The sequence below is a fragment of the Roseofilum sp. KMC-1 genome (assembly GCF_057802075.1).
Genome location: NZ_CM173605.1, coordinates 2,264,036 through 2,284,382 on the forward strand (window position 1 = coordinate 2,264,036; position 20,347 = coordinate 2,284,382).

General features: G+C 44.0%; 20 protein-coding genes. 7 read left to right on the forward strand and 13 right to left on the reverse strand.

All coding sequences use genetic code 11. The features are described 5' to 3' along the window. Positions 1 to 242 precede the first annotated feature (242 nt). Positions 243 to 2,987, forward strand: coding sequence for a CHASE2 domain-containing protein (locus tag AC3FZD_RS10545; protein ID WP_488740082.1), 2,745 nt, complete (start codon positions 243 to 245; stop codon positions 2,985 to 2,987). 50 nt (positions 2,988 to 3,037) lie between these two features. On the opposite strand, the gene purQ is transcribed toward AC3FZD_RS10545, so the two are convergent. Further along, positions 3,038 to 3,709, reverse strand: coding sequence for a phosphoribosylformylglycinamidine synthase subunit PurQ (gene purQ / locus AC3FZD_RS10550; RefSeq protein WP_488740083.1), 672 nt, complete (start codon positions 3,707 to 3,709; stop codon positions 3,038 to 3,040). 11 nt (positions 3,710 to 3,720) lie between these two features. Continuing rightward, a complete protein-coding gene (purS, locus tag AC3FZD_RS10555; RefSeq protein ID WP_283751629.1) occupies positions 3,721 to 3,978 on the reverse strand; it encodes a phosphoribosylformylglycinamidine synthase subunit PurS in 258 nt (85 codons plus the stop codon). A gap of 104 nt (positions 3,979 to 4,082) precedes the next feature. Between purS and AC3FZD_RS10560 the strand changes: the two genes are divergently transcribed. Next, positions 4,083 to 4,643 (forward strand): peroxiredoxin, encoded by a 561-nt coding sequence (locus tag AC3FZD_RS10560; RefSeq protein ID WP_488740084.1) that lies wholly within the window; start codon positions 4,083 to 4,085, stop codon positions 4,641 to 4,643. 137 nt (positions 4,644 to 4,780) lie between these two features. Continuing rightward, positions 4,781 to 5,266, forward strand: coding sequence for a 6-pyruvoyl trahydropterin synthase family protein (locus tag AC3FZD_RS10565; RefSeq protein ID WP_488740085.1), 486 nt, complete (start codon positions 4,781 to 4,783; stop codon positions 5,264 to 5,266). A 116-nt stretch (positions 5,267 to 5,382) separates the two neighbouring features. Here the strand turns inward: AC3FZD_RS10565 and AC3FZD_RS10570 are convergent, their stop codons facing one another. Beyond that, the gene (locus AC3FZD_RS10570) at positions 5,383 to 5,946 is read right to left on the reverse strand and encodes a GNAT family N-acetyltransferase (protein WP_488740086.1); all 564 of its coding nucleotides are present in this window, start codon (positions 5,944 to 5,946) and stop codon (positions 5,383 to 5,385) included. Between the two features lie 36 nt (positions 5,947 to 5,982). Beyond that, entirely contained in the window at positions 5,983 to 7,275 is a 1,293-nt protein-coding gene (locus AC3FZD_RS10575; RefSeq protein WP_488740087.1) for a DUF1517 domain-containing protein, read from the reverse strand. Between the two features lie 118 nt (positions 7,276 to 7,393). Between AC3FZD_RS10575 and AC3FZD_RS10580 the strand changes: the two genes are divergently transcribed. After that, the gene (locus AC3FZD_RS10580; protein WP_488740088.1) at positions 7,394 to 8,539 is read left to right on the forward strand and encodes a class I SAM-dependent methyltransferase; all 1,146 of its coding nucleotides are present in this window, start codon (positions 7,394 to 7,396) and stop codon (positions 8,537 to 8,539) included. A gap of 20 nt (positions 8,540 to 8,559) precedes the next feature. On the opposite strand, the gene mog is transcribed toward AC3FZD_RS10580, so the two are convergent. From mog to ychF, 4 genes are all read right to left on the reverse strand, one after another. After that, on the reverse strand, positions 8,560 to 9,090 hold the full coding sequence (mog, locus tag AC3FZD_RS10585) for a molybdopterin adenylyltransferase (RefSeq protein ID WP_488740089.1): 531 nt from the start codon (positions 9,088 to 9,090) through the stop codon (positions 8,560 to 8,562). A gap of 64 nt (positions 9,091 to 9,154) precedes the next feature. After that, positions 9,155 to 9,589: a SufE family protein gene (locus AC3FZD_RS10590; protein ID WP_488740090.1), complete on the reverse strand. Its 435-nt coding sequence runs from the start codon at positions 9,587 to 9,589 to the stop codon at positions 9,155 to 9,157. Between the two features lie 222 nt (positions 9,590 to 9,811). Beyond that, entirely contained in the window at positions 9,812 to 10,207 is a 396-nt protein-coding gene (locus AC3FZD_RS10595) for a hypothetical protein (protein ID WP_488740091.1), read from the reverse strand. Between the two features lie 90 nt (positions 10,208 to 10,297). Then, positions 10,298 to 11,389 carry a redox-regulated ATPase YchF gene (ychF, locus tag AC3FZD_RS10600; protein WP_488740092.1) on the reverse strand — a complete coding sequence of 364 codons (1,092 nt, stop codon included), beginning with the start codon at positions 11,387 to 11,389 and terminating at the stop codon, positions 10,298 to 10,300. A gap of 97 nt (positions 11,390 to 11,486) precedes the next feature. Between ychF and AC3FZD_RS10605 the strand changes: the two genes are divergently transcribed. Together AC3FZD_RS10605 and cbiT are read left to right on the forward strand one after the other, a co-directional pair. Then, positions 11,487 to 12,971, forward strand: coding sequence for an aminotransferase class I/II-fold pyridoxal phosphate-dependent enzyme (locus tag AC3FZD_RS10605; protein ID WP_488740093.1), 1,485 nt, complete (start codon positions 11,487 to 11,489; stop codon positions 12,969 to 12,971). Positions 12,972 to 13,083: 112 nt separating this feature from the next. Next, the gene (gene cbiT, locus AC3FZD_RS10610) at positions 13,084 to 13,680 is read left to right on the forward strand and encodes a precorrin-6Y C5,15-methyltransferase subunit CbiT (RefSeq protein WP_488740094.1); all 597 of its coding nucleotides are present in this window, start codon (positions 13,084 to 13,086) and stop codon (positions 13,678 to 13,680) included. 298 nt (positions 13,681 to 13,978) lie between these two features. Here cbiT and AC3FZD_RS10615 read toward each other — a convergent pair whose 3' ends face one another. The 4 genes from AC3FZD_RS10615 to AC3FZD_RS10630 all read right to left on the reverse strand — a co-directional run bounded on the left by AC3FZD_RS10615 (position 13,979) and on the right by AC3FZD_RS10630 (position 18,095). Next, a complete protein-coding gene (locus AC3FZD_RS10615) occupies positions 13,979 to 14,929 on the reverse strand; it encodes an NAD-dependent epimerase/dehydratase family protein (RefSeq protein WP_488740095.1) in 951 nt (316 codons plus the stop codon). A gap of 49 nt (positions 14,930 to 14,978) precedes the next feature. Continuing rightward, a complete protein-coding gene (locus AC3FZD_RS10620) occupies positions 14,979 to 15,896 on the reverse strand; it encodes an Npun_R2821/Npun_R2822 family protein (protein WP_488740096.1) in 918 nt (305 codons plus the stop codon). Positions 15,897 to 15,898: 2 nt separating this feature from the next. Then, on the reverse strand, positions 15,899 to 16,912 hold the full coding sequence (locus AC3FZD_RS10625) for an Npun_R2821/Npun_R2822 family protein (RefSeq protein ID WP_488740097.1): 1,014 nt from the start codon (positions 16,910 to 16,912) through the stop codon (positions 15,899 to 15,901). 154 nt (positions 16,913 to 17,066) lie between these two features. Further along, positions 17,067 to 18,095: a glycosyltransferase gene (locus tag AC3FZD_RS10630; protein WP_488740098.1), complete on the reverse strand. Its 1,029-nt coding sequence runs from the start codon at positions 18,093 to 18,095 to the stop codon at positions 17,067 to 17,069. 195 nt (positions 18,096 to 18,290) lie between these two features. Between AC3FZD_RS10630 and AC3FZD_RS10635 the strand changes: the two genes are divergently transcribed. After that, the gene (locus AC3FZD_RS10635; RefSeq protein ID WP_488740099.1) at positions 18,291 to 19,211 is read left to right on the forward strand and encodes a sulfotransferase family protein; all 921 of its coding nucleotides are present in this window, start codon (positions 18,291 to 18,293) and stop codon (positions 19,209 to 19,211) included. Between the two features lie 23 nt (positions 19,212 to 19,234). Here AC3FZD_RS10635 and AC3FZD_RS10640 read toward each other — a convergent pair whose 3' ends face one another. After that, positions 19,235 to 20,344 carry a hypothetical protein gene (locus AC3FZD_RS10640; protein ID WP_488740100.1) on the reverse strand — a complete coding sequence of 370 codons (1,110 nt, stop codon included), beginning with the start codon at positions 20,342 to 20,344 and terminating at the stop codon, positions 19,235 to 19,237. Between the last annotated feature and the right edge of the window lie 3 nt (positions 20,345 to 20,347).

Here is a 20,347-nt window from a genome sequence, read left to right on the forward strand (position 1 = left end):
ATTTTAAACTCCTGCTATGCAGTATAATTAGTCAAAAGAAAACTATAGCACTTTTCCCATAACTTAACCCCAGGCACAATAATTACGATCTGTAGGGGCAATCCGTTGAATTGCCCCTACATTACTATTGAGAACTATCCACTGTATGATAGCAGCAGTAAACTAGAAGATAAGGTCAACCCTTCATAGAGCGTCCAGAGAAACCTATGGTTGAACCAATTCTTAGTGAGCAGGTTTAAGGGATGCGGGCAAAGTTGAGCGGCACAATCAAGGGATGGGGTAAAATCTTACTCACCGCCACTAGCATAACCGCAGCGATTGTTGGGGTGCGGCTTACGGGAGTATTGCAACCTTTAGAACTAGCGGCATTAGATCAAGGGTTTCGCTTGCGCCGAGTGGAAGCGATAGACGATCGCATTATTATTGTGGGCATTAATGAGGCGGATCTGCAAACCCTGGGCACTTGGCCGATCTCGGATGCTACCTTAACCCAAGTTTTAGAAAAAGTAAAAGCCCAAAATCCCATCGTTATTGGATTGAATTTATACCGCAATTTGCCCGTTGAGCCAGGACATGAGGATTTAACAGCCCTATTTCGAGCCACTTCTAATTTAATTGGCATTCAAAAAGTCGTGGGAGATAGTGATGGGTTGGCGATCGCCCCCCCTCCCGTCTTAGCTGAACTCGGCCAAGTCAGTGCCAATGACTTTCCCTGGGATGTAGATGGTAAAATTCGCCGAGGTTTTCTTTATCTCGATGATGCTCAGGGTAATACCATCCTCAGTTTAGGCTTTCGTCTGGCCCTATTGTACCTAGAAACTGAAAATATTTTTCCCACCATTACGGAAGATTTTCAGATCACCCTAGGCCAGGCCCAATTTTATCCCTTTTCCAGCAATGATGGGGCCTATATTCGCAGCAATGATGCCGGTTACCAAATTCTGCTCAATTATCGTGGTAAACCCGGCAGTTTTATGACAGTTTCTTTAATGGATGTCCTAGAAGAGCGCATTCCACCCGATTTAATGCGCGATCGCATTGTCTTAATTGGTTCCACCGCCAGAAGCTTAAAAGAATCCGTTTTAACTCCCTATAGTAACGAGATCCAAGGCATTCCTGAAGCCATGGCTGGGGTAGAAGTCAATGCCAACCTAATCAGCCAGATCGTCAACGCAGCAATTAATGGCCGCTTATCCATCAAAACCTGTCCCGATATTGGGGAATTTCTGTGGATTTTTTTCTGGTCAATCATTGGCGCAAAATGTATTAGTCAATGGCGCTTAATAGATGATATTGCTAAACTTTATATTGGCCAAACTACCCTCAACTTTATTATCAGTGCTGCCAGCGTAATTACCCTAAGTTATCTTCTCTTTCTTCAGGGCTGGTGGATACCCGTCATTCCCTCTATTTTGGCCTTAACCAGCTCTGCACTCTTAGAAACCAGCTATACCCTCTGGAGTAGCTTGAGAAAATCTCAACAACAACTGCAAGAATATTTACGGAATTTGGAATTAAAAGTAGCTGAACGAACCCAAGAATTACAAGCAGCTAAACTCGCAGCAGATGATGCCAATAAAGCTAAAAGTGAATTCTTAGCCAATATGAGCCATGAATTACGCACACCCTTAAATGGAATTCTCGGCTATAGTCAGATTTTAGCTAGAGATTCTAGCTTAAATCCCCAGCAAATTAATAGTATCAATATCATCAATCAATGCGGTACACATTTACTCAATTTAATTAATGATATTCTCGATCTTGCCAAAATCGAAGCGCGGAAAATGGATTTAAACCCCACGGATGTTCATCTTCAATCCTTTTTGCTTGGAGTAGCTGAAATTTGCCGGATCAAAGCAGAGCAAAAAGAGATTGAATTTATTTATAAAACAGATGATGAGCTACCAGAAACTCTGTATTTTGATGAAAAACGCTTGAGACAAGTTTTAATTAATTTAATTGGTAATGCGATTAAATTCACCCACAAAGGGGGAGTCATATTCCATGTTTATCGACACACTACAGTGATTGGTTTAGATTATAATTCTATTATTTATCCCCTTGTATTTGCCATTGAAGATAGTGGTGTAGGCATGACTCCTGAACAAATAAAAACTATTTTTTTGCCCTTTGAGCAAGTGGGAAGTAAAAGTCAAAATGCAGAAGGAACAGGTTTAGGATTAGCGATTACCCATCAAATCATTAACTTGATGGAGGGAGAAATTAAAGTCAAAAGTGAATTGGGTAAAGGCAGCCAATTTAAAGTTCTTCTCAGCTTGAAAAGTAACCCTTCTAAATTAAGTGACAAAAAACAAAAAATCAAAGAAAAACCGATTCAAGTCAAAGGCATAGCTCCCCGAATTTTAATTGTTGATAATCGTTGGCAAAACCGGGGTATCCTTATGGAAATTTTATCTCCTTTAGGGTTTGAGTTAGCCGAAGCAGAAAATGGTGAAGAAGGTTTAGAAGTTGCGGAAAAATTTAATCCTGATTTAATCATTAGTGATGTAGGAATGCCGGTTATGGATGGGTTACAGATGATTATGCACTTACGGCAATCGCCCCAATTTGAAAAGACTATTATTTTAATTGCATCGGTGCGAGTTTTTGAGTCAGATCAAGCTCAATTTTTAGAGTCAGGTGCTGATGGTGTTTTGTCTAAGCCGGTTCAAATTGATGAATTGTTGAATAAATTAGAGGATTATCTGCATTTAGAATGGATTTATGAAAACCCAGAAATAGGAGGTTATAATTGTACTAAATCTGAGGAAGTTAGGGAACAAAAAACACCGGAAACTATTCAGTTAAAAAGCTTGCATTATGCAGCTAAAATTGGGGATATTGAAGCGATTAAAATGGAATTGGATCGAATTCGAGAACTGGACTCTAGTTATGAAGCATTTGTGATGCAGTTGGAAGATTTGGCGGCAAATTTTGATGTGGAAAGTATTGAGGAACTTTTGCAGAAAATCCTTTTGATGAATTGACTCCGTTCATTTTATTAATCAACTCAGGGTGGGCACTGCCCACCCTAGCTCTAATTAGGATTCATGCTCTCCAAAAGACTCTTAAATAAGGTTAATCCATCCGTTCCGCCTAAAACCGGATCGCTGGCACGTTCGGGATGAGGCATCATGCCCATAACATTGCCTTTCTGATTGCAAATTCCGGCGATATCATTCAGGGAACCATTGGGATTTTCGCCTAGATAGCGGAAGAGAACTTGCTGATTGTCTTCGATTTGGGCGAGGGTTTGGGGATCGGCATAATAGCGCCCTTCTCCATGGGCGATGGGGATCGTTACCTTCTGATCTTTGGCGTATAAATGGGTAAAGGGGGTTTGATTATTGTCTACTTTTAAGGTGATGCGATCGCAGACAAAATGCAGTCCCTGATTGCGCGTTAAGGCTCCCGGTAATAATCCCACCTCGGTTAATACCTGAAAGCCGTTACAAATGCCCAAGACGGGCTTACCTTGATGGGCATGTTCGACGATCGCCGTCATAATGGGAGAAAACCGGGCGATCGCCCCGCAGCGTAAATAATCCCCATAGCTAAATCCTCCCGGCAATACCACCCCCTCCACATCCTCTAACGTCCTTTCCTGATGCCAAATTAACCGGGTTGGGCAACCTAACACATCGCGCAGGGCATACACCATATCGCGATCGCAGTTAGAACCGGGAAAAACCACCACCCCAAACTTCACGATCTTTCCTCCTACTCTGGAATCAAATCAAAACGATAATTTTCAATCACAGGATTAGCTAACAGGCGATCGCACATTTGATCGAGCTGCTCCTGAGCCTCCCTTTCTCCCTCCGCTTGCAATTTCAAATCAATATATTTACCAATTCTGACTCCTTCCACAGTTTCATAACCCAACTGTTTTAAGCCCGACTCCACCGCCACTCCCGCCGGATCGAGAACGGAAGGGCGCAAAGTGACAAAAATTTTCGCACGATAGGTTTGAGCCACGATTGACTTGCCTTTAGGGTACACCACTTCTAAGAGTACACCCCCTTTCCCCATAAAGAAACTGCTACAGTGAGCAATTGAACTCCTATTAAACATAAATATCCATGAATTCATTGAAGCGGCGATCTCTCTTACGCCTAATCCTCACCAGTTGCCTCCTCCTCCTCCTCTCCCTACCCTTCGCACCATCCACCCTCGCCCTAGGGGGCAAACTCCCCGAAATTGGGCAACTCGCCCCCTCCTTCCAACTCCCCACCAACACCGGAGACGGAGAAATTGCCCTTTCTGACTATCAAGGAAAATGGGTTGTCGCCTACTTCTACCCCGCCGACTTTACCCCCGGTTGCACCCTAGAAGCGCGGCGCTTTCAACAAGACTTACCTGAATACCTCAAGCGCAATACCCAAATCCTCGGCATTAGCGCCGATGACATTAAATCCCATGCCGATTTCTGCGACAGTGAAGGCTTAAAATTTCCCCTGCTTGCCGATACCACCGGCGCAGTCAGCAAAGCCTATGGTTCCTGGTTACAATTCATTTCTATGCGCCATACCTTTATTATCGATCCCGATGGCATTCTCCGCGCCACCTTTACCGGTGTTCGTCCTGCCATTCACTCCCAAGAAGTTCTCGCCCGTTTAGATGAACTACAGCAACTCAATTAAACCTTAGACCGGTTAATCGGAAAAGAGAAGCGGGCAAGATGCCCGCACTCCTGGAATCCGTCGATCTTACTAGAGGGGGAGCATCTCCCTCCCTAGATTTTTGATCGTGCTTGAATATTATTCCTGCTTCTGAAACTATGGATCAAAACCTCACTTTTAAGTACCAATCAACCAAAGTTTTTGATGGATTTTCAACCTGCTTTCGCCAGTGGCGATCGCAAAACTCCCACTGTCAATTTTTACATGGTTATAGCGTCTCATTTAAGGTATGGTTTGAAGGAGAGCTGGATCGGCATTATTGGGTGTGGGACTTTGGCGGCATGAAAAAAGCCAAGACTCCCATTGATGACATGAGTCCTAAAGAATGGATGCATTATATGTTCGACCATACCGTGATTGTGGCAGAAGACGATCCCCACTTATCCAGTTTTTATCAACTGCAAGAACAAGGAGTGATTCAGCTCCGGGTACTTCCGGCAGTTAGTGCCGAACAATTTGCCCAATTAGTGTTTACTAAGCTCAATACCTTTGTGCAAACCGAAACTCAAGGCCGAGTCTGGGTTAAGCGCGTAGAATTTAGGGAACATGAACGCAATGCCGCCGTAGTAGAAAGGCATAAATGACCGATTACCTAGCTAGATTGAGTCTATTGTTTGCTCCCCCCACTCAGAGGGCAAAGCGCTGGATTTTGTCCTGTCCCCTTCTTATTGAAATCAACTATCAGCCTGGTGTAATCGCTTCAAGTTTCACGATATACAATTGATCTTTGGCAAGATTTGAGATTGAGAAATTCTTCATCCTCAATGACTCCAATTATAGAGAATCCTTGCTGATGATGGAAGTTGAGAGAGCGATGATTCGTAATGGGTTGGGTGATAATAAAAGCAGATAAGACTGCACCAGGAAAAGTTTGATAAATAAAACGATAGAGGGAACGAGCTACCCCTTTTCCTGTCCAACCCGGTTTAGTGGCTAACACTTGGATGTAGTAATGGCGATCGCTCATCAGGCGATCGCTATAATCTTCTCCTGTCCACCGGATTTTCTCCAACACATCCTGGATTATTTGTGGTTGTGAAAGGGACACAAAACCCACAATTTCTGCTCCACGATCGGCTTCTGGAATCGCTACAAAATATCGAGTTCCCTGATTCATACGCTCCTGTACTTCCTTCTGGGTCATTTCTGTCATCAAGAATCCTCCCCTAAGATCCCAAATCTGAGTCCGAGCCTGGGAACTATGAAGGTTAGCAATAGCAGGAATATCAGAGGGATCTGCTTCTCGTATACGAAAATAACTCATAACCCTAACATGCGAAAGTTACTTATTTATAACATTCTATAGGGGAATCATATGACTGTAAGACACGAGTAATTCATCACTCGATAGGCTGGCACTTTCTTCTTGGGGACTCCATAGTAATTCAAACACCATCAGATATTCTGGAGAAATAGACCCTAAGCGTCCCAAGGTTTCCCTCAAGGCTTCGGCAGTTTGGATATCTTTGAATAGGGGTTGATCGTCAGCCGTTCCTACCAATAACGTAACCACCACATAAGAACCGGGATCGGATAATTCTTGGCTCAAAGCAGCCAGTCTTTCTTGAACTGCACCGTTGGCATTGACTAAGGTTTCAGAGGTGAATTTACTGCGCTCTTGTAATGAGAGTCTTTCAAATAACTGTTGCGCCTCTTCACGAGAATTTACGGTTTGCGAACTTGAAGCAACATAACACCAGCGATCGCTCCTTCGCATCAAGGCTAAAGCTCCCTCTTGTAACAAATCTACTAACCCTTCTGGACTTTCGGTATCCCCATTTAAGGTTAACTGAGTTAATTGCTTCTGAAGATCCCCCTCTGGAGTCAATAAAGCCACTTGTAACTTACTGACGGTAACCCTATCATTCTCTAACTCATTGCCACTAGAACGACGGCTAAAAATCAGGTAAGCAATAAATACAGCGCCTCCAAGAATGAGCAACCAGAGCATAAACCCCATCCAGCTCGATGGAGAGGTTCGACGACTGGCATAAGCCGCGCCAGCTATGCCCGGATCGGGTCGGTGATGGCGAGGAGGCGGGGGAGTAGCACTATTTAATGGCCCAGATGGCTCTAAATGGCTGCTAGGGGGCGGTGGTGCGGGAGGAGCAGGGGGGGGATTAGTTCTGGGCATAACCTCCTCAGCCGGGCGGCGATCGCCCGGTATGGGCACAGGAATCGGAACCGGTATCACCGGTCTGGGTGGCGGTGCAGGACGAGCCGGAAGCGGTGGGGGTGCAGGAGGTGGCGCAAACGATCCCCCCCGTACTCGTCCCCCCGTACTACTGCTACTGGGAGCATTTGGGGAAGATTGACTCGAAGATGAACCCGAAGTAGGCGTTTTTTTTAGAGAAGGGGTAGAACTCGAAGAACCACCACTAGAGCTAGAACCACTCGATCGCGAACCAGAGCTAGAACCAAACGATCCACCCCGCGATCGCCCCCCACTCTTTTTCGCCAAAGCCTCCGTACCGATCTGAAACTCCGGATTGGACAACGATTCCGATACCGAAAGCGGAACCCCTTGAATCATCAACCACAAGGCGATCGTGGTCATCAAAAACCGGAATCTAGCATTCAGTCCCATCTTCATCTACCCTCTGAAGCACATTAACTCCAGTGTGCCTTTTTCATTGCCCAACTGTCCAATGGGGAATGGGTTACAATCAAGCCAATCTGATTCACGACTGCCCAACTCAACAGCCATGATAATGTCAGAATATCAACATCCCCTGCTACCGAAAGCAACCCATGATGAGAAGGCTCGTCAAGACTTCGTGATGAGCTTCAAAGGCTATTTGAAGCAAAAGGTCTTTCCCCGTATTAAAACCCTGTACGACCAAGAAATAGAGCCAGAATTAACAGCCCAGGATAACCCCCAACCCTGGGAAATTCGCCGCCTCATGGAAGACCAGCCCCGCTATCATTGGATGAGTGCCTTAAAACGGCTGAATCAGGAAATGCTGTGGCAGTCGGTGAGTACAAGCGTTGAGCGACAACTGCCAGACTTGATCGAGCGGTCTAAACCCAAACCTTCCCCCCTGGGTTCTCTGACTCTTGACCCCAATTTTAGGATGCCCTCTCATCAAACTCAGGTGGATATTCACTGTATGCCTGGGGGCTATCATACGGAAAAGCAAGAGGATGATGTGACTGCTGGGGCGATTTATGACCATGGAACCTATCTCTACGGGTTAGGATGGCTGGGTTCCCTGAATGATGATTTAGGTCAAAGTATTATTCATCACTATTTAAAAGTGGAATATCCTCAGTTTAAACCTGAGAAGATTTTGGATTTAGGTTGTGCGGTGGGCCACAGTACCCTACCCTATGTGGAGGCTTATCCTGATGCTGAGGTACATGGAGTGGATGTGAGCGCTCCTTTATTGCGGTATGGTCATGGTCGAGCTGAAGCTTTAAACCGTAAGGTGCATTTTCATCAACAGAATGCGGAGTACATGACGTTTGCGGATGGTTCTTTTGATTTAATTGTCAGTCATATTTTGTTCCATGAAATCCCCGTACCGGCGATTCGTCGCGTGCTGAAAGAGTGCGATCGCCTCCTGCGTCCAGGTGGTATAATGATTCACCTAGAATCACCCCCCTATCGCTATCTCTCCCCCTATCAAGCGTTTTTCTTTGATTGGGAAACGGCTAATAATAATGAACCCTATTGGAGTGCGATGAAAATGCAAGATTTGACCGCATTAGCGATGGAAGCAGGGTTTAAACCGGATCGAGTGAGGGAAAAGTTTATTCCGAGTTGGTTAAGAACTCAACAATTAACGGTTAATGAAGGAGCGTTAGCCAGCCGAGGGACTTGGTTTATTTTGGCAGCAACGAAAGATAACTGTTAGGAAAAAATCTATTATTTTTGCTACTTTTTCTTGGGTCGAAAGACTTGAATTACGTCCGGATTACATTCTAGATAAGGTGCGCCAATTAAGTCTAAGCAGTAGGGAATGGCGGGAAAGACAGCATCGAGACATTCTCGGATGGATTTCGGTTTACCGGGAAGATTGACAATTAAGGCGCTGCCGCGAATGCCTGCGGTTTGTCGGGATAAGATGGCGGTGGGAACGTATTGCAGGGAAACGGAGCGCATCAGCTCCCCAAATCCGGGGAGCATTTTGTCACAGACCGCTTCCGTGGCTTCCGGGGTTACGTCCCTAGGAGCGGGGCCGGTTCCTCCAGTGGTGACGACGAGGGAGCATTGACGCTCATCAATCAGGGAGATGAGGGTGGTTTTGATTGTCTCATAGTCGTCTGGGATGACCTCATAGAGGGGTTCCCAGGGACTGGTGAGGTATTGGGTGAGTCGGTCAATGATGGCTTTTCCGGAGAGGTCTTCATAGACTCCGGCACTAGCCCGGTCTGAGGCCGTCAGGATGCCGATACGGGTGTTCATGGGGAATAGGGAATAGGGAATGGGGGTAGACGATGCTACCCAGACTGAAGGTACGATTGAGGGCCTAGTTGTTCATCGAGGCCGCGATCGCCTTTTTCTTCATCGTCTCAAAGATATTGTAAAATCCATTAGCCCTTGATGGCGTTAGGTTTACCTCTAGTCCGGTATCTTTGATAAAGTCGGCGGAGAGATGGGTCACTTCTTCGGGGGTTAAGCCATCGAGTCCTCTCACCAGGAGTGCTACTAATCCTTTAGTCAGTTGGGCATCAGAATCAGCTTGATAGTGGAGTTTTCCTTCTTCCAGGGTGGCGGTGACATAGACTTGGGACACACAACCGGGGACTTTATTTTCCTCCACCTTATCCCCGTCTGGAAAGGTGGGTAATTTCTTGGCGTAGTCGATGAGCTGCTCAATGCGACGTTTTGGGTCTTGACAGCGTTGGAAGCGTTGGACAATTTTCTCTAAGTTAGGGGGTAGGCTTTGGGTTGTTTCAGTCATAGGGCGATCGCCACAAACATCATCTAGTCGTTCTACTGGATTTTAATAGATGACTCCCCTTTATTTGCCCAGACTTAAGATATTTTTCTTCTATTCAAAATCTTGAAGAAAAAGGAAAAGCGCCTGGGAGTCTGGCCGTGTTTCGACCCCAAGCGCGTTTTCCTTTCACTTTACTCCTCACCACCAACCACAGTCTATCACATCTTGAGCATCTGTCAAGAGCTAAGACAGTTTTTCTAATAAATCGACCCGAACACAGCCCATTTCAAAGGCAGCGTACCAGTGGCCGGCGCTTTCGTAAAAGTGTCTAATCTCCACGGTTTTACCGCTATAGGGCAGTACAATCAGATCCCCTGCTTTCCGTTCTCCATATTCTGGTACTGGCTCCGGTTGTTCTAGTCTGGGCAGTCGGGGAGCATCATGAGCTTTACGGGGTTTGGGGACTTTGGAGGCCCGTTCAGATGGGGTTGTCTGGGCAATGGGTTGGGGTCTTTGGGGCTTTTGGACTATTTCCGGCCGTTTGGGCCGTTGAACCCTAGGGGGGGTTAAGGAGAGTTCAGGCTGGGGTTCAGGTTGAGACTCGGAGGGCTGGCGATCGCTAGAATTAGATTTAGTCATCTTTAAACGGGGAAAATGCAACAGAAGCACACTTGTGATCTATCCTATAGCGCTAGGCGCTGGTCATGGCTAATGTTTTTTTCGCCCCCCTTAAACATTAAACCGGAATAACATCACATCCCCTTCCTGCACCACATACTCTTTACCCTCACTGCGTACCAGTCCTTTTTCCTTGGCTGCATTCATCGAGCCACTATTGACCAAATCGGAGTAAGCCACGGTTTCAGAACGAATAAAACCCCGCTCAAAATCGGAATGAATCACCCCCGCAGCTTGGGGAGCGGTCATCCCCGCTTTAATCGTCCAAGCGCGGGTTTCCTTGGGCCCGGTAGTCAAATAAGTGCGTAATCCTAACAGGGTATAGGTTGCGCGAATCAAGGACTGTAGGCCGCCCTCCGCTACCCCCAAACTGGCCAAAAAATCGGCCCGGTCTTCTGGGGGCAGTTCGATTAACTCCGATTCGACTTGGGCAGAAATCGTCACCACTTGAGCGGTTTCTTGGGCGGCAATTTGTTTGACCTGCTCCACCCATTCATTGCCGTCAGCTAAATCATCCTCAGAGACATTAGCCGCGTAAATAATCGGTTTGGCCGTCAATAATCCCAGACCTTTAATGCTGTCGAGTTCTTCCTCGTTCAACGGGGCTAAACGGGCCGATTGGCCTTCATTCAAGACAGGAATTAGTTTTTCGAGGGCGCTCACTTCTACCAGAGCGTCCTTATTGCCCCTAGCTTGCTTACGAGCGCGGTCTAATCGGCGTTCCACTTGACTCAGGTCAGCTAGGGCCAATTCTAGATTAATCACTTCAATATCCCGACTGGGGTCAACAGAACCGGAGACATGAATGATATCATCATCTTCAAAGCACCGAACCACATGCACAATGGCATCTACTTCTCGAATATTGGCTAAGAACTGGTTACCGAGGCCTTCGCCTTGACTAGCTCCTTTGACTAAACCGGCAATATCAACAAATTCCATCCGCGTGGGCACAATTTGTTCAGATTGGGAAAGTTTAGCCAGCACTGAGAGGCGTTCATCAGGGACGGCAACCACTCCAACATTGGGTTCGATCGTACAAAATGGAAAATTAGCCGCTTGTGCTTTAGCATTGGCGACTAAGGCGTTAAATAAGGTTGATTTGCCGACATTGGGCAGTCCAACAATTCCAGCTCTGAGCATTAGTGGAGTTTGTTAATGAAGTTTCAGGTTGTCAAGTTGATTTAAGTGTGTACCGAATCGCCAACTGGGTTGATTGAAAGTTATAGGATTTACCAAAGTGTCTCAAGCCAAAACCCCAATTCTAGATGCACTCCGGCACTATGCGACTCACGCTCACGCTCCGTTTTATACTCCAGGCCATAAACGGGGAGTGGGCATTTCTCGCCCTTTGGCGGATTTATTCGGGAGTTTGGTGTTTCAATCGGATTTACCGGAACTGCCCGATCTGGATAATTTGTATGCTCCAGATGGGGCGATCCGAGAAGCGCAAGACTTGGCAGCCCAAGCATTTGGAGCCAATCGGACTTGGTTTTTGGTCAATGGTTCGACCGCGGGTGTGATCGCTGCGATTTTGGCAACTTGCACCAGTGGACAGAAGATTATTTTACCGCGAAATATCCATAGTTCGGCGATTTCTGGGTTAATTCTCTCTGGAGCGATGCCGATTTTTGTTAATCCGGAGTACGATCCGGATTGGGATATGGTCAATAGTGTTACGCCGATGTCGATTCAAGAGGCGTTGAACAAACATCCGGATGCTAAGGCTGTGATGATGGTTTATCCGACCTATCAGGGGGTTTGTGGGGATGTGGCCGAGATCGCCAAGTTATGCCATCGCTCTAATATTCCCCTGATTGTGGATGAGGCCCATGGCCCCCATTTTCATTTTCATGGGGATTTACCGCCTTCGGCCCTATCCTGTGGGGCAGATGTTAGTATTCAATCGATTCATAAGGTTCTCGGAGCGATGACCCAGGCCTCGATGCTCCATCTGAGGGGGTCACGGATCGATCCCCAAGCGATTCGGCGATCGCTACAATTAGTCCAGTCTAGCAGTCCCAGTTATTTACTCCTGGCCTCTCTAGATGCTGCACGTCAACAAATGGCTCTCCAGGGAGAAGCACTAATTTCCCATACTTTAGAATTAGCAGAACGGGCCAAACAAAACCTGAAAATACTTCCCCAATTGGCCGTTTTAGAAACCAAAATCAGCAAGGGATTTCTGGCTTTAGATCCCACTCGCTTAAGTGTGAAAGTCAGCGCTTGTGGCTTTACGGGCTATCAAGTTGACCAGCTTTTGCACGATCGCCACGGGGTCATTGCTGAATTACCTTCTGCCCAATATTTAACTTTTATTATTAGTTTGGGCAATACCCAAACCGATATCGATCAATTGGTGCAAGGGTTAGCCGAAGTTATTAAAACTCCAGGCAATTATCAATTTGACTCCCCCCCCACTGTCTTACAACGATGGCAAGAAGAATGTTTATTTGTCCATCCTTCCTCCTTTTTGATTACTCCTACTCTTTCTCCCCGTCAAGCCTTTTTCTCGGAAACAGAAACCTTACCTCTAGAACAAACTGATGAGCGTATTTGTGCGGAAATTATTTGTCCCTATCCTCCGGGTATTCCTGCCATTATGCCTGGTGAAATGATTAATATGTCGGCTTTAGATTATCTACAACAGGTTTTATCCCTAGGAGGTACAATTACTGGGTGTAGCGATCCTACCCTCAAAACTTTAAAAGTCGTGAGACAATAGAGTATTGGGTGAAATGGGCGATGGTAGTCCTATCGATCCTGTATTAGCCTTGTAGCGAGTGAACTGCCCCAACCCAGACCCAATTTTTAATGTTTAATTTTTAATTGATCTTATGTCCCTTTGGCCTTTTGTTTCTCCTGGTATCCCCGACGATCTGTTCGAGCGGTTACCGGGTATTCCCTTAAGTAAGCGGGAGATCCGATTATTATTGGTTTCCGCTCTGCGGTTGCATAAGGATTCGGTTTTGTGGGACATTGGCGCAGGAACTGGTACAATTCCGGTGGAAACTGGGTTATTGTGTCCAGAAGGACGGATTTTTGCGGTTGAGCGCGATCATGAGGTCGCTAACTTGATTCGTCGAAACTGCGATCGCTTTGAAGTCAATAATGTAGATATTATTGAAGGCAGTGCCCCTGAATGTTTAGAGCAAATTTCCCTGCGTCCCCATCGGGTTTGTATGGAAGGAGGACGGTCAGTTAAACAGATTTTAGAAGCCGTCTGGAATTTATTGCTCCCGGAAGGACGCATTGTCGCCACAGCCGGATCTTTAGAAAGTTTATACGCTTTATCTGAAGGCTTTGCCCAGCTTCAAGTGCGGAATATAGAAGTGGTTCAATCTGGGGTCAATCGTTTGGAAAAACGGGGCATGTATCAAGTTTTTTCTGCTGTCGATCCTATGTTTATTATTAGTGGGGAAAAGCTCGATTAATTGCAGCTTGATGGATTAAAACTGGGGAGGTTTGGGTGATGGTTGAAAAACGCAAGCTCAATAACGGTAAATATACGGTTGAGGGATCATTAGGATCGGGGCGTTTTTCCCAAACTCTGTTGGCCTACAGCAGTTTCCTCTGCTATGAGGTACATTAATGACTGTTTTTAACGATAGCTAAAATGGCTCAAAGCGCTACCCAATCTGTTATTTGTTCCCCCCATCCCCCTATCACAGCGCAAAGGGCTGTAACTTGTGACCAATGCCTATGGCCTGTTGCCTAGGGCGAAGCGCTATATCAACAATAGAGTTCCTGAACCCATTTCCACTCTTCTGTTAAGCCCTCCTCTAGGGAAACTTGCGGCTGATATCCAATTAATTTATTGGCTTTGGAAACATCGGCACTGGTATGGCGAGCATCTCCCATGGCGCGATCAATGTGGTTTCTACGGATAGGCTGTCCCACAATTTTTTCCATGGTATCTAAGACATCTGTCAGTACCACCCGACTACCGCCACCAATATTAAAAATTTCCCCCACCGCATCGGTTGCCGTTGCTGCCGCTATATTGGCTGCTACAGCATCTTTAATAAAGGTGAAATCCCTGGTTTGTTGACCATCTCCGTAGATATCAATGGCCCGATCTTCTAAGACAGCCTTGTAAAATTTATGAAATGCCATATCCGGACGTTGACGGGGGCCATAGACTGTAAAATACCGGAGCGCCGTAAAGGGAACTTGGAAGTTTTGGTGATATAAAACACATAACCGTTCCGCCGCCAATTTTGTAATTCCATAGGGAGAAACCGGTTGGGGAGGAATAGCTTCTGAAGTGGGAAAGGTTTCCGCATTGCCATAGACGGAAGAGGTGGAAGCATAGACAAACCGCTTCAATGTCGTGAAGTTTTTCGCTGCTTCGAGCATAATTTGAGTGGCGTTAATATTCCGTTCTGTGTAGGAGCGAAACCCTTCTCCCCAACTTGCACGGACTCCCGCTTGCGCTGCTTGGTGATAAACCACCTCTACATCAGTGAGTAGGGAATTCCAGTCTAAGGTTTGAATATCCTCTTCTATAAGGGTGAACTGAGGATGATCTTTAAAACTACTAACATTCTGGCGTTTCAGAGTTGGATCGTAATAATCATTAAATTGATCGATACCAATGACTTCTTGACCTTGATTGAGTAAGGTTTCGGCTAAGGTGGAACCGATAAAACCCGCTACACCGGTTACAATTACTTTAGTCATTATGAAGATGGTTTTTAGCTCTCATTTCTGGACAATTATAAAAGATGAATTAACCGATGATGGTTTTCTTAATGTTTCTCAGTTTTTGTTTCCATTGGGGTTCTGGTTTGGGCGTTGGGGGATCAGCCGGAGGATTGGGATCGCCGAGATAGCGGTAATGTTTCCAAATATCCCAATAGGGACAACCGGGTTCAATCCGCATCCCTGCCCAGTGAAGATATTGTAGGGGTTGGTTGGTTTTTGGGTCAATTAAGGTATTTCCCTGTTGCTGGAAATGGGGACTGCCTGCCCAACTTCCTGGCGCTTTTTCAGGTCTGCGAACGACATTAAATCGCCGATTAATTCGCTTTAGGATCGTATAGTTAATGATGGGTTGATCTGAGGTTTTTTGACTAAAGTCGAAGTATTCAGGATGTTGAGCGCATTCTGTAAAGGCTTCATAGAGATCGGTTTCGCTCAAGAGGTTCTTTTTAGAGGCCCAAAATCCACAGTTAAAGATGTCTTGTAAATCGGTTGGGGTAAATACACCGTCTTCAATTACTTTGTTGGTAAATACGTTGGTGATTCCCCCGGCATGTTGATAGTCACAGGACAGAAAGTCGTATTCGTCAAGATATTTTAAGTTGTCGATAATTTTTTCAAAAACGACGATATCGGTATCAATGTAGAGAAATTGATCGAAGTCTCCAAACCAGCAGGCTTGTTTGCGGAATTGGTTGGGACGGGCGAAAAAGCCTTCACCAAAGATGTCATAGAGCTTTTGAGAGAGCCGCTTAATGAAGTCTAGATCTCCGTACAGGGATACTTGGTAGTCTGTTTTGAGTCTTTGGGCAATGTGCTGATAGTTGTCGTCGTAGGGAATCAGGACGACGGGGGTCTCTTTATCGTAACATCGGATACTATTGAGGAGGGCGATCGCCTGCTCGGTAAATTTATCGTTTGCTGTAATGTAAATTCCACGATTCATGATTATTTCCTAGAGGGCTTCATTCCTAATTTGCGAAACACTTTATCCATAAATGTGGGAGGTGGGTTATAGGGTTTAGGTTTACCAACAAATTGAGGTCGTTTCTCTGGCTCATGGAGATAACGATAGTGCAAGAAAATATCTCGATAGGGAAAGTCTAAGTTTTCGCCAGCACAGAGTTGAGTAAATAGTTTGGAAGATAGACCAATATAGTGCAGGTAAGTGAGCTGTACTCCTTTATCATAGAGTAAATGATCCCGTTGCTCAAAGTGGGGAGAAGTGACAGAACATCCGGTGGTTTGTTCTTTGGGGAGGTGTAGGGAAAAGTTATAGGCTGGATGATTAGAGCGCATAGTCATATAGTTCAGGATAGACTGATCCGGCCCATTGGGGTATAAAATTTCTGCTTCACCTGATTCCAATTGCTGGAGTAACCACTCTCGCATTTCTTGAGGAAACAATCCTCGTTTAGAGCCATAAAATCCAGCACAAAAAATTTCCGAACTTAAACGCTCTTGTGGAAAAATTTTCCTAACTTTATCAGAGTTGATATTGTAAACATGACTGAGATCTTTATATTGGAAATCATAGACCACAAAATCTCGATCGTTGATGCGATCGAAAATAAAATCTAACTGATTTAAAACCAGTACATCGCCATCACAATAAATAAATTTTTCTAAAGGACTATTTTCATCAAAAGCACAAAACCTCCGATGCATTCCCAAACGATTAACCCCTTGAATTCCTCTTGAGTTCCAATTTTGTAAAGCAGAAGGATGTCTCTTCCAAATTTCGTAAGCAAAGTCTTCCCATCGAGAAAGAATCTCTTCATCACAGAGAAGCTCTACATTGTTTCGACTTTTGACTAAATCCTGAATTTGATCTAAGCGGTTATCATAAGGAATAATCCAAACGGGAAACTCTGGACTGAGATTAACTTCAATACTGTTTAACAGAGCCACCACTTGATCGTAGACTACATCATTGGCAAGGGTGTAAATTCCATCAGTCATAAGCTTATCATCTGTAGGTAAATACAGACATGAGGCAAAAATAAATTTGCTTCTATTATGACTGATGGATTCTTCGTTTGGCAAGAATTCTAGAGCTAATAACAAGTCTAAAAAAAAGATAAAGAAAACCAAACTTTTATCGCCTGTATTTTTTTTATCTTTTCAAAGATAGAATTCTTCTCTCTAAGCTATTCCATTTGAGAGCTAGATAACGACCCATGAAAAATTTTTGACGTTGCCAATCCGATAAACTTCGCCATTCTTCATAGGCAGGAACGCAGGTATTGAGTAAGAAGTCTTGCCATCGTTTAGTTATATTCTCTGGAGCTATTTCCTGGGCCCGTTGTTTACAGTTGTTCATCATTGCTTGGCGAAATTGCGTATCATCTCGCAGACGTTTAAGCGCATTAACGGTTTCTTCATAGCTATTGACTTCGATATAGTCCAGCTCACTTGTTCTCTCTCCCCGAAAGGCAGACTCACGTCCTAAAATAGCTGGAACTCCTGCGTTCCAAGCGTTAAAGAGTTTGGAAGCGGGTTTCCATGGATAATCTGTGCTATCGTTAAATGAGCGCACCGCAAGAATAGCATCTACTTCACTATAGTCATTCCAGCGATCGCGTTCTTTCTCTCGTCGCCAGTTTAACCCCATTTGCTTGAGCTGTTCCTTCCATTCAGGTTGACAGAGTTCAGAAGCTAAGTTATAAGTAATACCAAAATACGCGACATTCTCAAAGCGATCGCGTCTTTCCGGGTTTCTTGGAATAACTCCAGCTTGAGGCCAATGGGGTAAGTAAAATCGTTTACTCGGTAATAAGTATCTATCCTCATCCACTGATTGAATCTGTAGAGGAGGAGAATTAACTTCACAAGCATTTTGTACGATATGGATGAGTGCATAAGGGTGGGGATTTTGATCTCCCTTCACACAAACCCAAAGCAGATCAGCAGGAGGTTTTGCTTCATAAGGCAAAGAGTATCGATAAGCCACCAACACCCCTTTCTCTGGCATTTTTGAAACCAAATGACAAGAAAATCCACTTTCTTTTAAACGCAAATAAGTTTGTAAAATCCAGCTTCCTAAAACATCGGCTGGACGCAGGTCTTCTGCTCTATCCGGAATAACTTTTGGCCAGTCGCTCTGAGGAATATAAAAGTATATTTTAGGTTGTTTTTGTATCATAAACTTGAACTCCATACGTTTTGATATCCAATAGAAGAGATCATAGATCGATTATAAAATTATTAGGGTAATTTAATAAATTCAATCTCCACACTTGACAAAATATAATTTTAGGGTTATCTTTGTGAAGTTGAAATTTATGTTAATGACTTTACAAAAAACTCAAATCTACCTCTCTACTACCCAAGGTATTTGATGAATCCTCAAAAAGTCTTATTTATTATCTCCGAAGGCCATTCTGGCTCTAGTCTTCTTTCTGTCATTATGGGAAGTCACCCCCAATGCTTCTCTGCTGGAGAATTGGGCAATCTTCCTAACCGTTGCAGAAAGAAGATTTTCCTAGACTGTGTTAATCAAAACTCAGATTTTTGGGAAGAAACATTTGGGGAAAAAGGTATACGACAACTATCTATTGGATTAGGTGATAGTCGTGCCACCCCCTATATTCCTTTAAAAATAGAAAAAATGATTCGAGAGGTTTTAGGTAACGACCAAGTATTTAATCCCTATAGCTTAATGTTCTCTAAAATTAAGAAAGATCTTATAATTGATGCAACTAAGTTTTACCCCTTTGTGGAGAAGAAGCTTAAGGCTAGAGAATTTAGAACTGGGGGAGTTCAAGCCTATTTATTACACCTAGTTAGAGATGGAAGAGCAGTCCTTAATTCTTTCCTACGCAGATTTAATGAGATGGATGTTGTAGATTTTACTGAGCGGTGGGTACAAAAGACTAAGGGAAGGCAGGCTTATTTTCATTCATTTAGAGAAGATAGAAAAATAGAAGTTGCCTATGAAGAGTTAGCGAGTCAACCCCACCAAACCATTCAAGCTATTTGCCAATGGATTGGTATAGAATTTATAGAGGATATGCTAGAATACTGGAAGTACGAGCATCACGACATTTCTGGCAATGATGGAACTTACTCTTTAATTAGACGCTACCAATGCAAAGAAATGCTAGATAAAGTACGTGAAGTTCATGGAGAATATTACGAAAAACGAGACTTATCGATTAAATTAGATTTACGCTGGAAGAAAGAGTTATCCCCAGAAAATTTAGAAATATTTAATCGCATTGCTGGAGAAGTCAATAAACCCTATGAGTGGAATCAGTAAACGAGATTGTATATTCTAGGGGACTAACGCTTAAATCGTTCCAACATTTTCACTGCTTCCGGATTATTCTCTCTCCATACCTTCCGCTTTTTACGGATCATATTTAAGTGATCTTCAATATTGTCTGGATTAATCATAATGCCAAAGTCAACTGGCACGTTTTCTTCCTCATATTGCAAAACTCGATTCAATATCAAATTACCTACTTTAATGGTTGGGTGAGAACTATCTCGAAAATTGGACATTTGATCGCTAATAGGTTCATTGGTAACGCTGTTATAGCCTGAGAAATCCCAAACCGGCAGTATATTAACAATTTCTCGCTTCCCTTGTTCTATAACTGCTTCACTACCTGACATATACATCGCTTCAAATTGGGTAGCATGAGGTGGTGTAATAAAAGCTATCAAATTCAGGTTATTTTCTCGACATAAATCAACAATAACTCTGAGATTTTCTAAAGCAGATGGAAATATTGTGTCCTTGGGATTATTAACGACTCCTGGAAGCCAAGAAGTAAATTTGACATTTCTATCTTTGACATAATCAGTATTGCGAACTCCTTTAGAGTTATAATATTGATAATCGGGTTTATCTAAATTAGCTTGAATTGATTCAAAACTTTTACTAACTGTATTCCAAGAAAAATTAATTTCTAGAGACTCCAAGAATGGCAAACCTTTTTTTTGTAACCTATTTTCCTTAAAACCTGGTTTACTTAAATAAGAATGTTCTAGAAGCCATAAATCTATTCCTAGAATAACGACTTGAATATTTTCTTGTGTTTGAATAGCATATTCTAAATAACGTCTTTGTTCATAAAATGTCATGCCTTGCATCGCTAAATTATAAACAGGTTGGTATGTTTGTAATGCTGTATGTTCTAGATCAAAGGCTGTTTCTACACGAGATGCCCCTAAAAATATAGTTTTAGCATCTTGACGAGTGAGATCTACGGCCTTATATAATCTAGTGTTATCTACAGTTGCAGGTTTAGACTGATTGATTCCTCTAATAACCAGGATATTCATAACCCCGAAAGGATCGATAATTGCATTAAAAAGGGCAACTAGACATGATCCACTAGCGGCTACTGACAATAAGATAAGACTAAAACTACGATAAGGCTTCATCTC

Excerpts from the sequence above, each read along its gene's own strand:
- AC3FZD_RS10595 (WP_488740091.1), bottom strand. The coding sequence starts at position 10,207 with ATGACTAAATCTAATTCTAGCGATCGCCAGCCCTCCGAGTCTCAACCT.
- AC3FZD_RS10630 (WP_488740098.1), bottom strand. The coding sequence starts at position 18,095 with ATGATACAAAAACAACCTAAAATATACTTTTATATTCCTCAGAGCGAC.
- AC3FZD_RS10640 (WP_488740100.1), bottom strand. The coding sequence starts at position 20,344 with ATGAAGCCTTATCGTAGTTTTAGTCTTATCTTATTGTCAGTAGCCGCT.
- AC3FZD_RS10580 (WP_488740088.1), top strand. The coding sequence starts at position 7,394 with ATGTCAGAATATCAACATCCCCTGCTACCGAAAGCAACCCATGATGAG.
- ychF (WP_488740092.1), bottom strand. The coding sequence starts at position 11,389 with ATGCTCAGAGCTGGAATTGTTGGACTGCCCAATGTCGGCAAATCAACC.
- mog (WP_488740089.1), bottom strand. The coding sequence starts at position 9,090 with ATGAACACCCGTATCGGCATCCTGACGGCCTCAGACCGGGCTAGTGCC.
- AC3FZD_RS10560 (WP_488740084.1), top strand. The coding sequence starts at position 4,083 with ATGAATTCATTGAAGCGGCGATCTCTCTTACGCCTAATCCTCACCAGT.
- AC3FZD_RS10565 (WP_488740085.1), top strand. The coding sequence starts at position 4,781 with ATGGATCAAAACCTCACTTTTAAGTACCAATCAACCAAAGTTTTTGAT.
- AC3FZD_RS10590 (WP_488740090.1), bottom strand. The coding sequence starts at position 9,589 with ATGACTGAAACAACCCAAAGCCTACCCCCTAACTTAGAGAAAATTGTC.
- AC3FZD_RS10570 (WP_488740086.1), bottom strand. The coding sequence starts at position 5,946 with ATGAGTTATTTTCGTATACGAGAAGCAGATCCCTCTGATATTCCTGCT.
- AC3FZD_RS10625 (WP_488740097.1), bottom strand. The coding sequence starts at position 16,912 with ATGACTGATGGAATTTACACCCTTGCCAATGATGTAGTCTACGATCAA.
- AC3FZD_RS10620 (WP_488740096.1), bottom strand. The coding sequence starts at position 15,896 with ATGAATCGTGGAATTTACATTACAGCAAACGATAAATTTACCGAGCAG.
- AC3FZD_RS10545 (WP_488740082.1), top strand. The coding sequence starts at position 243 with ATGCGGGCAAAGTTGAGCGGCACAATCAAGGGATGGGGTAAAATCTTA.
- AC3FZD_RS10575 (WP_488740087.1), bottom strand. The coding sequence starts at position 7,275 with ATGAAGATGGGACTGAATGCTAGATTCCGGTTTTTGATGACCACGATC.
- AC3FZD_RS10615 (WP_488740095.1), bottom strand. The coding sequence starts at position 14,929 with ATGACTAAAGTAATTGTAACCGGTGTAGCGGGTTTTATCGGTTCCACC.
- cbiT (WP_488740094.1), top strand. The coding sequence starts at position 13,084 with ATGTCCCTTTGGCCTTTTGTTTCTCCTGGTATCCCCGACGATCTGTTC.
- AC3FZD_RS10635 (WP_488740099.1), top strand. The coding sequence starts at position 18,291 with ATGAATCCTCAAAAAGTCTTATTTATTATCTCCGAAGGCCATTCTGGC.